Source organism: Streptomyces sp. SAT1, assembly GCF_001654495.1.
Classification (GTDB): domain Bacteria; phylum Actinomycetota; class Actinomycetes; order Streptomycetales; family Streptomycetaceae; genus Streptomyces; species Streptomyces andamanensis.
Genome location: NZ_CP015849.1, coordinates 3,239,431 through 3,252,195 on the forward strand (window position 1 = coordinate 3,239,431; position 12,765 = coordinate 3,252,195).

Annotated in this window: 13 protein-coding genes and 1 tRNA gene; 6 read left to right on the top strand and 8 right to left on the bottom strand. The window is 71.9% G+C overall.

All coding sequences use genetic code 11. The features are described 5' to 3' along the window. Positions 1–180 precede the first annotated feature (180 nt). The gene (locus A8713_RS14025) at positions 181–1,239 is read left to right on the top strand and encodes a right-handed parallel beta-helix repeat-containing protein (protein ID WP_064533815.1); all 1,059 of its coding nucleotides are present in this window, start codon (positions 181–183) and stop codon (positions 1,237–1,239) included. 43 nt (positions 1,240–1,282) lie between these two features. Next, on the top strand, positions 1,283–2,311 hold the full coding sequence (locus A8713_RS14030) for a methyltransferase (RefSeq protein WP_064533816.1): 1,029 nt from the start codon (positions 1,283–1,285) through the stop codon (positions 2,309–2,311). Between the two features lie 115 nt (positions 2,312–2,426). On the opposite strand, the gene A8713_RS14035 is transcribed toward A8713_RS14030, so the two are convergent. From A8713_RS14035 to A8713_RS14065, 7 genes are read right to left on the bottom strand one after another with little or no spacing between them, the layout of a single operon-like run. Then, entirely contained in the window at positions 2,427–2,759 is a 333-nt protein-coding gene (locus A8713_RS14035; RefSeq protein WP_018567020.1) for a TcmI family type II polyketide cyclase, read from the bottom strand. A 27-nt stretch (positions 2,760–2,786) separates the two neighbouring features. After that, positions 2,787–3,272, bottom strand: coding sequence for an SRPBCC family protein (locus tag A8713_RS14040; RefSeq protein WP_064533817.1), 486 nt, complete (start codon positions 3,270–3,272; stop codon positions 2,787–2,789). Position 3,273: 1 nt separating this feature from the next. Then, positions 3,274–3,531, bottom strand: coding sequence for an acyl carrier protein (locus A8713_RS14045; protein WP_018567018.1), 258 nt, complete (start codon positions 3,529–3,531; stop codon positions 3,274–3,276). Positions 3,532–3,589: 58 nt separating this feature from the next. Continuing rightward, the gene (locus tag A8713_RS14050; RefSeq protein ID WP_064533818.1) at positions 3,590–4,846 is read right to left on the bottom strand and encodes a beta-ketoacyl synthase N-terminal-like domain-containing protein; all 1,257 of its coding nucleotides are present in this window, start codon (positions 4,844–4,846) and stop codon (positions 3,590–3,592) included. Beyond that, complete coding sequence (locus tag A8713_RS14055; RefSeq protein WP_064533819.1) at positions 4,843–6,108, bottom strand: beta-ketoacyl-[acyl-carrier-protein] synthase family protein; 1,266 nt, start codon at positions 6,106–6,108, stop codon at positions 4,843–4,845. Before A8713_RS14055 ends, A8713_RS14050 begins: the two co-directional genes overlap by 4 nt. Then, complete coding sequence (locus tag A8713_RS14060) at positions 6,105–6,563, bottom strand: cupin domain-containing protein (RefSeq protein WP_064533820.1); 459 nt, start codon at positions 6,561–6,563, stop codon at positions 6,105–6,107. The genes A8713_RS14055 and A8713_RS14060 overlap by 4 nt, the downstream gene beginning before the upstream one ends. A 41-nt stretch (positions 6,564–6,604) precedes the next feature. Then, a complete protein-coding gene (locus tag A8713_RS14065; RefSeq protein WP_064533821.1) occupies positions 6,605–7,744 on the bottom strand; it encodes a SchA/CurD-like domain-containing protein in 1,140 nt (379 codons plus the stop codon). Between the two features lie 284 nt (positions 7,745–8,028). Here A8713_RS14065 and A8713_RS14070 point away from each other — a divergent pair, with 284 nt between their 5' ends. Beyond that, on the top strand, positions 8,029–9,681 hold the full coding sequence (locus A8713_RS14070) for an FAD-dependent oxidoreductase (protein WP_064533822.1): 1,653 nt from the start codon (positions 8,029–8,031) through the stop codon (positions 9,679–9,681). 62 nt (positions 9,682–9,743) lie between these two features. On the opposite strand, the gene A8713_RS14075 is transcribed toward A8713_RS14070, so the two are convergent. Continuing rightward, positions 9,744–9,817 (bottom strand) — tRNA-Thr (locus A8713_RS14075). A 245-nt stretch (positions 9,818–10,062) separates the two neighbouring features. On the opposite strand from A8713_RS14075, the gene msiK reads away from it, so the two are divergent. The 3 genes from msiK to A8713_RS14090 all read left to right on the top strand — a co-directional run bounded on the left by msiK (position 10,063) and on the right by A8713_RS14090 (position 12,748). Beyond that, positions 10,063–11,199 (top strand): diacetylchitobiose ABC transporter ATP-binding protein MsiK, encoded by a 1,137-nt coding sequence (gene msiK, locus A8713_RS14080; RefSeq protein WP_064533823.1) that lies wholly within the window; start codon positions 10,063–10,065, stop codon positions 11,197–11,199. Between the two features lie 248 nt (positions 11,200–11,447). Continuing rightward, positions 11,448–11,897 (top strand): hypothetical protein, encoded by a 450-nt coding sequence (locus A8713_RS14085; protein WP_064533824.1) that lies wholly within the window; start codon positions 11,448–11,450, stop codon positions 11,895–11,897. Positions 11,898–12,016: 119 nt separating this feature from the next. Further along, the gene (locus A8713_RS14090) at positions 12,017–12,748 is read left to right on the top strand and encodes a nucleotidyltransferase family protein (RefSeq protein ID WP_064533825.1); all 732 of its coding nucleotides are present in this window, start codon (positions 12,017–12,019) and stop codon (positions 12,746–12,748) included. Positions 12,749–12,765 lie beyond the last annotated feature (17 nt).

The window sequence follows — 12,765 nt, forward strand, 5'->3', positions numbered from 1 at the left end:
CGTCGGCAGGCTCAGCCTCACGTGGCCCGTCGGCGGCCCGGCCTCGCACGGCCCGCCGACCCCCGGCGGCCCCAACGCGCTGGGCGCACCCGGCAGCCCAGGGCCCGGCCCCCGCGCCGACACGCCGCCGGACGGCCCATCGGGCAGTCCAGCGGGTCATCAGGTCATAGCGTACAGAATATGACGAAACGCCACATCTCCCTGTTGGTCTGCGCCGCGGCGCTCGTCGGCTCCGGTGTCGCCGCCGCCGCGCCGGTCTCGGTGCCGACGACGCACCTGGTCCACGCCGGGGAATCGATCCAGAAGGCGGTGGACGCCGCACAGCCCGGCGACACCGTGCTGGTCCTGCCCGGCACCTACCGCCAGAGCGTCAAGATCACGACGCCCGGTCTGACCCTGCGCGGCAGCGGCCCCTCCACCGTCCTCACCCCGGCCGCCAAGGCCACGGACGACTGCGGCAAGCGCGGCAACGGCATCTGCGTGGCGGGCACCAAGACGAAGCGCCTGATGGGCGTCACCGTCTCCCACCTGGCCCTGACCGGCTACTCCCGCGCCGGGATGGTCTCCGTCGGCGCCGACGGACTGACCGTGCGGCACGTGCTCTCCGACAAGAACGGCGTGTGGGGCTTCGCCGAGGAGCGCTCCGAGCACAGCACGTACGAGCACGACGCCGCCCGCGACAACGGCGACGCCGGCATCTTCCTCGCCAACACCATCACCGCCGAACAGGGCGCGGCCGACAGCAAGGAATCGCTGGTCGCGCACAACCTGCTCAGGGGCAACCGGATCGGCGTCACCGTCCGCCGGCTGCGCAACCTCACCGTCGCCGCCAACGAGGTCACCGGCAACTGCGCGGGCGTCTTCGTCGTCGGCGACGAGAACAAGCCCAAGGCCGGCGCGCTGACCGTGCGCGACAACCGCGTCGTACAGAACAACAAGTACTGCGCCAAGACCGACCGGCTGCCCTTCCTCCAGGGCTCCGGCATCGTCCTGACCGGCGCCGAGAAGACCGACGTCACGGGCAACACGGTCACCGGCAACTCGGGCACCTCCCCGCTGTCCGGCGGCATCGTCCTCTTCAAGAGCTTCGTGGGCGCCACCAGCGACGACAACCGGGTGCACGGCAACACGCTCCGGAGCAACGCCCCCGCCGACCTGGTCGACCAGGAGAGCGCCCAGCGCGGCAACACCTTCCAGGACAACTCCTGCGCGGCCTCCAAGCCCGCGGGACTGTGCTGAGCCACCCGGCACCCACCGAACACCCAAGGAAGGAAGGCGGCACATGACGACCGCTCAGACCGCCCCACCGCCGTCCATGCGGCTCAGGGAGCTCGTGTTCGGGGCGGCGTGTGCCGCCGCCCTGCGCGCCGCTGCCCGCCTCGGCGTGGCCGACGCCCTCGGCGACACCCCGCTGGCCGCGGAGGACCTCGCCGCCGCGGTGAAGACCGAACCCAAGCCGCTGCGCCGCCTGCTGCGCGCCCTGGCCTGCTACGGCGTCTTCGAGGAGCGCCCCGACGGCACCTTCGCGCACACCGACATGTCGCGGCTGCTGCGCGAGGACGACCCGAACAGCCTGCGCAACATCTCCCTGTGGTGCACCGAGCCGTGGACCTGGGACGCCTGGCCCAAGCTGGACGAGGCGGTGCGCACCGGCCGCAACGTCGTCGAGGACCTGTACGGCAAGGAGTTCTTCGTCTACCTCAACGAGGACGCCCCCGAGTCGGCGGACGTCTTCAACCGGGCGATGACCACCTCCTCCCGGCAGTCCGCCCGCGACGTGGCCGAACTCCTCGACCTGTCCGGGGCCGACTCGGTCGCCGACATCGGCGGCGGGCAGGGCCATGTGGTGGCCAGCCTGCTGGAGAAGTACCCCCGGATGCGCGGCACCCTGATGGACCTGCCGCGCGTCGTGGACAACGCCGACCCGCGGCTGCGCGAGGGCGGCGCGCTCGCCGGCCGGGTCGACATCGTGCCCGGCGACTGCCGCGAGGCCGTCCCGGTCCGGGCCGACGTCTACATCATCAAGAACATCCTGGAGTGGGACGACGACTCCACCGCCCGCTGCCTGCGCAACGTGATGGAGGCGGGCGGCCCCAAGGCCCGCGTCGTGGTCATCGAGAACCTCGTCGACGACACCCCGTCGATGCGCTTCAGCACCGCCATGGACCTGCTGCTGCTGCTCAACGTCGGGGGCGCCAAGCACACCACGAAGTCCATGGTGAGCCGCCTGGAAGCGGCCGGTCTGGTCATCGACGACATCAGCCCGGTCAACCCGTATCTGCACGCCTTCGACTGCACCGTGCCCGCCTGACACCCGGGCGCAGCGCTCACGACGACGGCCGCCGGGCCCGCGACAGTGCGGGCCCGGCGGCCGTTGTCCGTCCGCCGCACGCGACGCGTGCGGCGCCTCCCGTGCCGCGCGGGCGTCAGCCGCGGCCGTCGCGCTCCCAGAGGTAGAAGCGCCGGGCCATCGCGTCCTTCGGCGAACGCCACGTCTCGGGGTCGTACGCGCTGACGTACGCCGACAGCCGCTCGCTGATGCCGCGGAACTCGGGGTGTCCGGCCACCTTCGCGATGGCCGGGCCCGGGTCCCGGTCGGCCTCGACGAGGTGCATGTACACATCGCCGAACTGGAAGAGGCTGCGCCGGGTGACGCCGACCAGGTGCGGCAGCTCCCCGCGGTCGGAGTCCTCGAAGACCTGCGCGATGTCCGGGGCCGAGCCCGGCGCCATCCGGGCCACGATCAGGGCCTGGTGCATGGATCCGCTCCTGTCGTCCGGTCCGGCTCAGTCGGTGGTCAGGGCCGGCTCGGGCCGCCGCCCGGACGCCGCCGCCTGCTCGACCTTGTCCCGGATCAGCGCCATCTGGACCTTGGAGTTCCGGTTGATGTTGTCGGTCATCCAGTCGTCGTCGACCGGCGCCTCCGGCTTCATCGCGAAGTCCTGGGTCCACACCATGCGGGTGCCGCCCGGGACCTCCTCGTAGCTCCAGTGGATGTCCATGTGCGCGAACGGCCCGGTCTCCACGCGCCGCGCCCTCACGGTCAGCGTGGCCCGGTCCGGCACGCGCTCGGAGACCCAGCTCCACACCGTGCCGTTCTCGTCGGGGTGCATGGTCAGCCGGAAGGTGCACCGGGCACCGTCCTGCTCCAGGATCTCGGCGGAGGCGTACTCGCTGAACAGCTGCGGCCACCTCTCCACGTCGTTGGTCATCTCCCACACCAGGTCCACCGGTGCGGCGATGGTGATCTCGTTCCGGGTGTGTCCGGCCATCTCAGGCTCCTGCCAGAAGGGTGCTGTTGACGAGGTCGAGGAACTTCCGGGGCGTCTTGCAGCGCTCCGCGTCGGCCGGCATGGGCATGCCGTGCCGGTTCTCCAGTTCGCCCACGATGCCGAGCAGGCCGAGCGAGTCGATGCCGAGCTCGTCGAAGCCGGTGTCGGCCCGGTCCGCCAGCTCCTGCGGGCTGACGGTGATACCGGCGGCCTTCTTCATGAGTTCGGACAGTTCTTCCACGGTGATTCGGTCACTCATGCGGGTTCCTCTCCTTGTTGCTCCCGGCGTGTTCCTCCCGGCGCCGCCCGGCCTGACGTCAGACCTGAGGGACGCCGGCGGTGCCGTGCCGCAGCACCAGCGCCGAGTTCGAGCCCATGAGCCCCCGGCTGAGGACCAGCGCCGTGCGCACCTGCGCGGCACGGGCGCTGCCGGTCACCAGATCGAGGTCATGGCAGATGTCGAAGACATTGGGGGTGGGCGGGATCAGACCGTGCTCCATCGTGAGCACCGCCGCCGCCGCGTCCAGCACGGGCGCCGCGCAGTACGCCCGGCCCGTACCGGTCTTGGGCGCCGTCACCGGCACCCGCCGTCCGTGCGCGCCGAGCGCGTCGGCGATCGCCAGCGCCTCGGCCCGGTCCGCCTCCGGGACGCCGAGCGCGTCCGCGAAGACCACGTCGACCTCCTCCGGGGCGCAGTCCGCCTCCGCCAGCGCCGCGCGGACCGCCTCCGCCAGACCCTCGCGCGACAGCTCCCAGCGGGAGGCACCCGTGAAGGTGGCCGCGTGCCCGGCCACGGTCGCCCGCACCGGCGCACCCCGCTCCCGGGCCCGCTCCGCCGCCTCCACGACGAGCATCGCGCCGCCCTCGGCGGGCACGAACCCGCACGCCGACTCCGTGAACGGCCGGTACGCCCGCTCCGGATCGGCCACCGGACTCAGCTCGCCGTAACCGAGCTGGCAGACCATCGAGTACGGGGCGAGCGGCGCCTCCGTGGAACCGGCCACCATCACGTCCGTACCGCGCCGCACCGCCCGCGCGGCGTGCGCCAGCGCGTCCAGACCGCCCGCCTCGTCGGCGGCCACCACCGAGCACGGCCCCTTGAAGCCGCGCCGGATGGAGACCTGGCCGGTGCTCGCCGCGTAGAACCAGGCGATCGACTGCCAGGGGCCCACATAGCGGCGGCCCTTGCCCCACAGCTTCTGCAGCTCCCGCTGGCCGAACTCGCCGCCGCCCGAGCCGGCCGCCGTCACCACACCCGCGGCGAACGGCGCCTCGTCCGTGTCGGCCCGGCCCAGACGGGCGTCCTCCAGCGCCGCGTCGGCCGCCGCCATCGCGAAGTGCGTGTACCGGTCGGTCTGCACGAGGTAGCGCTCCTCGACCGAGACCGACGGATCGAAGGCCCGTACCTCGCCCGCCACCTTCAGCGGCAGCCGCTCGCAGCCCTCGCGGGTGACCCGGTCCAGGACGCTCACACCCTGCTGGGTGGACTTCCAGAAGGTCTCGGTGCTGGTTCCGTTGGGCGCCACGACACCGATGCCGGTGACGGCCGCCCGCCGTTTCACGGGTGCGCTCATGCCCTCTCCCTCTGCCGGGTCAGGATCACCGCGGACTGGAAACCGCCGAACCCGCTGCCCACGGAGAGCACGCTGTCCAGCTTCCGCTCCCGGGCGACCCGCGGGACGTAGTCCAGGTCGCACTCGGGATCGGGGGTCGTGTAGTTCGCCGTCGGCGGGACCATCTGGCGGTCCAGCGCCAGCACGCACGCCACCACCTCGATCGCCCCGATCGCGCCCAGCGAGTGGCCCACCATCGACTTGATGGAGCTCATCGGGGTGTCGTAGGCGTGCCGGCCCAGCGCCCGCTTCACCGCGGCCGTCTCGTGCCGGTCGTTCTGCCGGGTGCCGGAGCCGTGCGCGTTGACGTAGCCGATCGCCGTGGCGTCCAGCCGGGCATGGTCCAGCGCCGTCTCGATGGCCCGCGCCATCTCCAGCCCGTCACTGGTCAGACCGGTCATGTGGTAGGCGTTGCCGAAGGTGGCGTAGCCGCTCAGCTCGCAGTAGATCCGCGCGCCGCGCGCCCGAGCGTGCTCCAGCTCCTCCAGCACCAGCACCGCGCCGCCCTCGCCCATGACGAACCCGTCACGGTCGTTGTCGAAGGGCCGCGAGGCGTGCGCCGGGTCGTCGTTGTTCGGCGACGTGGCCTTGATCGCGTCGAAGCACGCCATCGTGATCGGCGATATCGGCGAGTCCGACGCCCCGGCTATGCAGATGTCGGCCCGGCCCTCCTCCACGGTGTGCAGCGCGTACCCGACCGCGTCGAGCCCCGACGTGCACCCGGTGGACACCGACTGCACGGGGCCGCGCGCCCCGAACCGCTCGGCCACCGTCGAGGCCAGCGTGCTCGGCGTGAACGCCCGCTCCAGATACGGCCGCGCCCGCTCGTGGTCCACGTCCCAGCGCTCACCGCCATGGCTGACCAGCACGTAGTCGTTCTCCAGCCGCGTGGTGCCGCCGACCGCGGTGCCCAGCGAGACCCCGACCCGCCAGGGGTTCTCCCCGGCGAGGTCGAGCCCGGAGTCCCGCACCGCCTCCAGGCCCGCGGCCAGCGCGAACTGGATGTAGCGGTCGCAGCGCGCCACCTGCTCCTCGGAAAGGCCCGCGGCCACCGGGTCGAAGTCGCACTCCGCGGCGATCTGCGACCGCAGCCCGGACGGGTCGAAGAAGGTGATGCCCCGCGTCGCGGTCCGCCCGTTCGCCAGCAGGTCGAAGAAGGCCGGGGCGCCGATACCGCCCGGCGCCACCACGCCTATGCCGGTGACCGCCACCCGCCTGGTCATGAGCGGGCCTCGGCCGCGTCCGCCGGCACCGGCTCCCCGGCCCCGGCCACGACCCGCACCGCCTCCTCCGCGGTGCCCTCCGTGTCGACATGTCCCAGCTGCGGGCGCGGCGCCAGCGGACCGAGGTGGAAGACGAGCCGCGCCTCCACATCGCCCACATTGCGGAACCGGTGCCGCATGTACGCCGGGATCATCAGCCCCTGCTCGGGCCTGAGCGGGTGGGCCTCACCGTCCAGGTCCACCTCCAGCTCACCGCACACCACGTACACGAACTCCTCGGAGTACGGGTGGTAGTGCTCACCGATGCGGTCACCGGGCTGCACCAGCGCCACCCCCATGAAGCCGCTGGTGGAACCCACCGTGGCCGGGGTCAGCATGGCGCGCAGATCGCCTCCGCGCCGGGTGTTGGGCTCGGTCTCGCCGAGTTCCACGATCTTGGGCCTGGCTTTGATCACGTCGTTCCTCCGGTGGTGTGTACGTCGGCTGAAGGGGAGCGTCAGGCGTCCGGCGCCGACCGCCGGTCGGTGACGAGGTCCATCCGGGCCAGGGCGAGCAGCCGCGCCAGATCGCCGTCCTTCTTCGCGGCGCCCTCGTCGAGCAGCGTCGTCAGCTCCGACACCTGCGCGGCGTCCGCCAGACCCAGCGCCGCCGCCGGATCCACGTCGAGACCGGCCCGTACGTCGATCAGCCGGACCACCACGTCGTCCCGCTCGAAGACCGTGCTGCGCAGGATCGGGCTGGCCGGGTCGTCCGCCACCCGCTCGTCGTGCTGGGCCAGCAGCTCCGCCAGCCGCATCCCCATCCCCGGCCGCGCCGGGTACGACAGCGCCTGCCGCTGCGCCCCCTCGTCGTCCTGACCGCGCGTCACGTGGTGCACCGCCGGGAGGGCCGCCCGGGTGAAGAACACCCGCACCGACTCCTGGTCGGCGAAGTCCCGCTCCTGCTCCAGATACGGGTTGATGGCCTCCTCCACCGCCCGGATCTCCGGCTGCCGCGCCACGTGCCGCAGCGCCGCCAGCAGGTCACCGCGCACCTCGATGGCCCGCACCACCCGGTTGCCGTGCATGAACAGCGACGTACGGCACAGCTTCGTGGTGTCGTCCACCCGCGCCTGGGGCGACTCGTAGTTCGCCAGCAGCTCGGCGACCTTCTTCTCGCTGCCCGGCTTCACCGTGAACGTCAGCGCGTGCCGGAGCACCCCGTCACCGATGCGCGGCGACGTCTGCAGCCGGCGCTCGCCCGCCGCCCGGCCCGCCTCACCGCCGGTCTCCCGGACGATGTGGAAACGCAGCGACCGCGTGTCACGGATGCAGCTGTGCATCGGCTGCACCATCCGCACGTGCTCCTCGCTGTTCACCCAGGCGAGGAACGGCGGCGCGCTCTCCCACTCGCTGGTGATCAGCCACTGCGAAGGGTTCTCGATCGACTGGCACAGCTGGTCGCTGACATGCCCGGGGACGGACGAGACCTGCTTGCCCATCTCCTCGTACGCCTCCAGGAACTGCTGCTGGGCGCCGTCGTAGACGTCCACCAGCAGGACGACCCGGAGCCGGGAACCGTCGAAGACGGACTGGGAGACACGTTTCGAGTCCTGCTGCTCGGTGGGTTCTGAAACACGCTCAGAGATGGCGGTCATCTGCGTACGTCTCCTTGACGGGGCTGAAGAGGGCTTCGCTCCGCCGACATCCCGCCGCGGGTGACGCGACGTCAGCGTGATCTCGATCCTGTGCCGGTTGTGATCAGTGCGCGACTCGTGTGCACCACGTGGGTGATCACAGGGGTGATTGCCCCCGCGAACGCACGCGGACCGCCCCCGCACCGGGCATGGAGACACCGACGGGCCCCCACCCGCCCGCACCCCCGCGCCCCCGCGCGACCCCCGCGACGCACCCGCGCCCCACCCCGCCCCTGGAGGCACCGATGCACCGAGAAGCCGACCACCGGGTACCCGTCCTCATCGTCGGCGGCTCCCTGGTGGGCCTGTCCACCTCGCTCTTCCTGGGCCGCCTCGGCGTGCCCCACCTGCTCGTCGAACGGCACTCCGGCACCTCCCACCACCCCCGCGGCCGCGGCAACAACGTGCGCACCATGGAGCTGCTCCGCGCGGCCGGCGTCGAGGACGCCGTCAAGGACGCCGCCTCCCTGCTCGCCGGCAACCACGGCATCCTCCAGACCCCCACCCTCGTCGGCGACGCCGGCGAATGGCTGTTCAAGCACATCGACCCGGGCGGCGGCATGGCCCGCTTCAGCCCCACCGGCTGGTGCCTGTGCAGCCAGAACGACCTCGAACCCGTCCTCCTCGACAGCGCCCGCGCCCTCGGCGGCGACCTGCGCTACTCCCACGAGATGGAGACCTTCGAGCAGGACGCCGACGGAGTCACCGCCACCGTCCGCGACCGCGCCACCGACGAGCGGTACACCGTCCGCGCCGACTACCTCGTCGCCGCCGACGGCCCCCGCAGCCCCGTCCGCCGCCGCCTCGGCATCGGCCAGTCCGGACCCGGCGACCTGTTCGCCAACGTCAGCGTCACCTTCCGCTCCAAACTCCTCGCCGACGTCGTGGGCGACCGCCGCTTCATCTGCTGCTACCTCACCGATCCGGAGGCCGACGGGGCACTGCTCCCCGTCGACAACAAGGAGCACTGGGTCTTCCACGCCCCCTGGCACCCCGAGCGCGGCGAGAGCCTCGACGAGTTCACCGAGGAACGCCTCCAGCGGCACATCCGCCGCGCCATCGGCGCCCCCGACCTGGACGTCGAGATCACCGGCAAGGCGTCCTGGCGCGCCGCCGAACGCGTCGCCGACCGCTACACCGACGGACGCGTCCTGCTCGCCGGCGACTCCGTCCACGAGATGTCGCCCACCGGCGCCTTCGGCTCCAACACCGGCATCCAGGACGCCCACAACCTCGCCTGGAAACTCGCCGCCGTCCTCGGCGGCTGGGCGGGCCCCGGCCTCCTGGACACCTACGACACCGAGCGCCGCCCGGTCGCCACCGCCACCAGCGCCCGCGCCTCCGCCCGCTCCGTCGAGCACAGCCACCCCGGCTTCGCGCCCGCGCCCGGCATCGGCGGCGGCAAGCGCGGCGGCATCCTCAACGTCGTCCTCGGCTACCGCTACCTCCGGGGCGCCGTCATCGGCGCCGACCCCGGCCAGGACGTCGTGCCCGACGCGCTCCGCCTCACCGGCGAGCCCGGCACCCGCGCCCCCCACCTGTGGGTGCGGCGCGACGGCGAGCGCGTCTCCACCCTCGACCTGTACGAACGCTCCCTGGTCCTGCTCAGCGACGCCCGCTCCACCACCGACTGGCACACCGCGGCCCGCCGCGTCGCGGAGACCACCGGCATCCCCCTGGTCTCCTACCGCTTCGGCACCGACCTCACCACCGAAGCCCCGCCCGCCCCGGACACCCCGGCCCCCGACTGGGCCGCCGCCCACGGCACCACCCCCGACGGCGCGGTCCTCGTCCGCCCCGACGGCTTCGTCGCCTGGCGCACCCGGACCGCCGCCCCGGACTCGGCCCCGGAGGCAACCCTGCGCGAAACCCTGACGACCCTCCTGCGCACCCCCTGACCCACCCGCCCCAGCACACAGAAAAGGCCAGGTCAGACACTGTCTGACCTGGCCTTTCACCGAGCCCCCTGTCGGATTCGAACCGACGACCTACGCATTACAAGTGCGTTGCTCTGGCCAGCTGAGCTAAGGAGGCGTACCGGGTGGTGCCCGTGCAGTGTACCCAGGTCGCGGCGGGTGCCCGTCGAGAATTTCCGCGAAGTTCACACCCCTTCAAGTACTGACAGACCAGGTGAACGCCAGGTACCGTCCTGTGCCAGTTCACTCTTGTGGACCACGCGATCACCACAGCGGACGATCCTTCGGGCATCCGTCGTGGCAACCGCCTTCCTACTCGGATCGTCCGGCACGTTCCTGCCGGTAGAAGGGGGCCCATTCATCATGGCCACTGTGCAGTTCGACAAGGCGACCCGGATCTACCCGGGTTCCGAGAAGCCCGCCGTCGACGCTCTGGAGATCGACATCGCGGACGGCGAGTTCCTCGTCCTGGTCGGCCCGTCCGGCTGCGGCAAGTCCACCTCGCTGCGGATGCTCGCGGGCCTGGAGGACGTCAACGGCGGTGCGATCCGCATCGGCGACCGTGACGTCACGCACCTGCCGCCCAAGGACCGGGACATCGCCATGGTGTTCCAGAACTACGCGCTCTACCCGCACATGTCGGTCGCCGACAACATGGGCTTCGCGCTCAAGATCGCCGGTGTCAACAAGGCGGAGATCCGGCAGAAGGTCGAGGAGGCCGCGAAGATCCTCGACCTGAGCGAGTACCTGGACCGCAAGCCGAAGGCGCTCTCCGGTGGTCAGCGCCAGCGTGTGGCGATGGGCCGCGCGATCGTGCGTGAGCCGCAGGTGTTCCTCATGGACGAGCCGCTGTCCAACCTGGACGCCAAGCTCCGTGTGTCCACGCGTACGCAGATCGCCTCGCTCCAGCGCCGCCTGGGCATCACCACCGTCTACGTCACCCACGACCAGGTCGAGGCCATGACGATGGGCGACCGGGTCGCGGTGCTCAAGGACGGCCTGCTCCAGCAGGTGGACTCGCCGCGCAACATGTACGACAAGCCCGCGAACCTGTTCGTCGCCGGCTTCATCGGCTCCCCGGCCATGAACCTGGTCGAGGTGCCGATCACCGACGGCGGTGTGAAGTTCGGCAACAGCGTCGTCCCGGTCAACCGCGACGCGCTCAAGGCCGCCTCCGACAAGGGCGACAAGACCGTCACCGTGGGTGTGCGCCCCGAGCACTTCGACGTGGTCGAGCACAACGGCGGCGCGGCCGCCTCCCTGACCAAGGACAGCGCCGACGCCCCGGCCGGCCTCGCCGTCTCGGTGAACGTCGTCGAGGAGACCGGCGCCGACGGCTACATCTACGGCACCGTCGAGGTCGGCGGCGGGACGAAGGACCTGGTCGTCCGCGTCAGCAGCCGCTCGGTCCCGGAGAAGGGCGCCACCGTGCACGTCGTGCCGCGGGCGGGCGAGACCCACGTGTTCTCCACCTCGACCGGCGAGCGCCTGTCGGACTGACACCCGGCAGCCAGGCGCATGACGCTTACGGCTGAAACCCCGGGAATGATCCGGGTGATTCACCCGAGTTGACGAGAAGGGCCCCGCGAACTGCTGCGGGGCCCTTCTCGCTGTCTCCGGACCACCCTGACACACAGGACATTTCGAGCCGTGTGCGTCAACACACCACCAGAGAAAGGGCGGTACGCCGTCGCCCGAAGGGGTGACTAAATGTCGCCAAATCATCACCGGGCGCTACCCTCACTCGCGTGAAGCACTCCACCACGCCACCCAAGCGACGCGGCCGGGGCCCCGCCCGCCGGATCGGCCGCTCCCTCGCCCTCGTCCTGCCCGTCGTCCTGGTGCTCTCCGGGACCCTCGCGGTCACCCGAGTCAACTGGTCGGGGAACCCCTCGAACTCGGTGCTCACCGCGTCCGACATGTCCGCGCCCGGGGTCGCCGCCCCTCCCCGGGCCCCGCAGGACGTGCTCCGCGACCACCTGCTGACGGAGCTGCAGGAGAAGGATCCGGGCGTCGCGCTCACCCACCTCCAGCAGGCGGTCAACGACCGGCCCTCGCTGGCCGGGCACTGCGCCTCCATCGCCCGCACCCTCGGCCGGGCCGCCGTGCGCATCTACGGCCCCACGCGCGCCCAGGCCTTCTCCCGCCCCGTCTGCGACACCTCCTTCGCCTCCGGGGTCCTCGCGGCCCAGGGCTGAGCCGGGACCGGGTCACCAGCAGAGCCCGGCAGAGTCAGGGCCCGCGCCGGACGGGCGCCGTACAGCGGCGTACCGGTCACCGGCGCGGGCCGCCGCACGGCGGCACGTAGAGTTCCGGCATGACCCATCCGAATGCGGCGTCCCGCCCCACCCAAGCCGTGGTCCTGGCCGGTGGCCAGGGCTCCCGGCTGCGCCCCTACACCGACGACCGGCCCAAGCCGATGGTCGAGATCCCCGGTACGGGCACTCCGATCATCGGTCACCAGCTCGCCTGGCTGGCCGAGGAGGGCGTCACGGACGTGGTGATCTCCTGCGGTCACCTCGCCGAGGTGCTCCAGGAGTGGCTGGAGTCGGCGGAGCTGCCCGTCCGGGTGACCACGGTCGTCGAGCCGGAACCCCTCGGCCGCGGCGGCGGCCTCAAGTTCGCCGCCGCCCGCCTCCCGCACCCCGAGCGCGCCTGGTACGCCACCAACGGCGACATCTGGACCCGTTTCTCGCTGCGGGACATGGCGGACTTCCACACCGAGCGCGACGCGGTCGCGACCCTCGCGCTGGCCCGGCCGCGCATCCCGTGGGGCGCCGTGCAGACGGACGGCTTCGGGCACATCACGGACTTCATCGAGGCGCCGCCGTCGACCTTCGAGATCAACGCGGGCGTCTACGTCTTCTCCCCCGGCTTCGCCTCCCTGCTCCCCGAGCGCGGTGACCACGAGCGCAGCACCTTCCCGCGGCTGGCCCGGGAACTGCGGCTGGCCGGCTTCCCGATCCCGCAGGGCGCCTACTGGCGTGCCATCGACACCGCCAAGGACCTCACGGAGGCCGCCAAGGAGCTGGCCGCGCTGGGCCGATGACGCCCCGGCAGGACACC

Coding starts and splice junctions, on each gene's coding strand:
- A8713_RS14065 (WP_064533821.1), bottom strand. CDS start 7,744: ATGACCGCCATCTCTGAGCGTGTTTCAGAACCCACCGAGCAGCAGGAC.
- A8713_RS14070 (WP_064533822.1), top strand. CDS start 8,029: ATGCACCGAGAAGCCGACCACCGGGTACCCGTCCTCATCGTCGGCGGC.
- A8713_RS14030 (WP_064533816.1), top strand. CDS start 1,283: ATGACGACCGCTCAGACCGCCCCACCGCCGTCCATGCGGCTCAGGGAG.
- A8713_RS14055 (WP_064533819.1), bottom strand. CDS start 6,108: ATGACCAGGCGGGTGGCGGTCACCGGCATAGGCGTGGTGGCGCCGGGC.
- A8713_RS14035 (WP_018567020.1), bottom strand. CDS start 2,759: ATGCACCAGGCCCTGATCGTGGCCCGGATGGCGCCGGGCTCGGCCCCG.
- A8713_RS14090 (WP_064533825.1), top strand. CDS start 12,017: ATGACCCATCCGAATGCGGCGTCCCGCCCCACCCAAGCCGTGGTCCTG.
- A8713_RS14045 (WP_018567018.1), bottom strand. CDS start 3,531: ATGAGTGACCGAATCACCGTGGAAGAACTGTCCGAACTCATGAAGAAG.
- A8713_RS14025 (WP_064533815.1), top strand. CDS start 181: ATGACGAAACGCCACATCTCCCTGTTGGTCTGCGCCGCGGCGCTCGTC.
- msiK (WP_064533823.1), top strand. CDS start 10,063: ATGGCCACTGTGCAGTTCGACAAGGCGACCCGGATCTACCCGGGTTCC.
- A8713_RS14040 (WP_064533817.1), bottom strand. CDS start 3,272: ATGGCCGGACACACCCGGAACGAGATCACCATCGCCGCACCGGTGGAC.
- A8713_RS14050 (WP_064533818.1), bottom strand. CDS start 4,846: ATGAGCGCACCCGTGAAACGGCGGGCGGCCGTCACCGGCATCGGTGTC.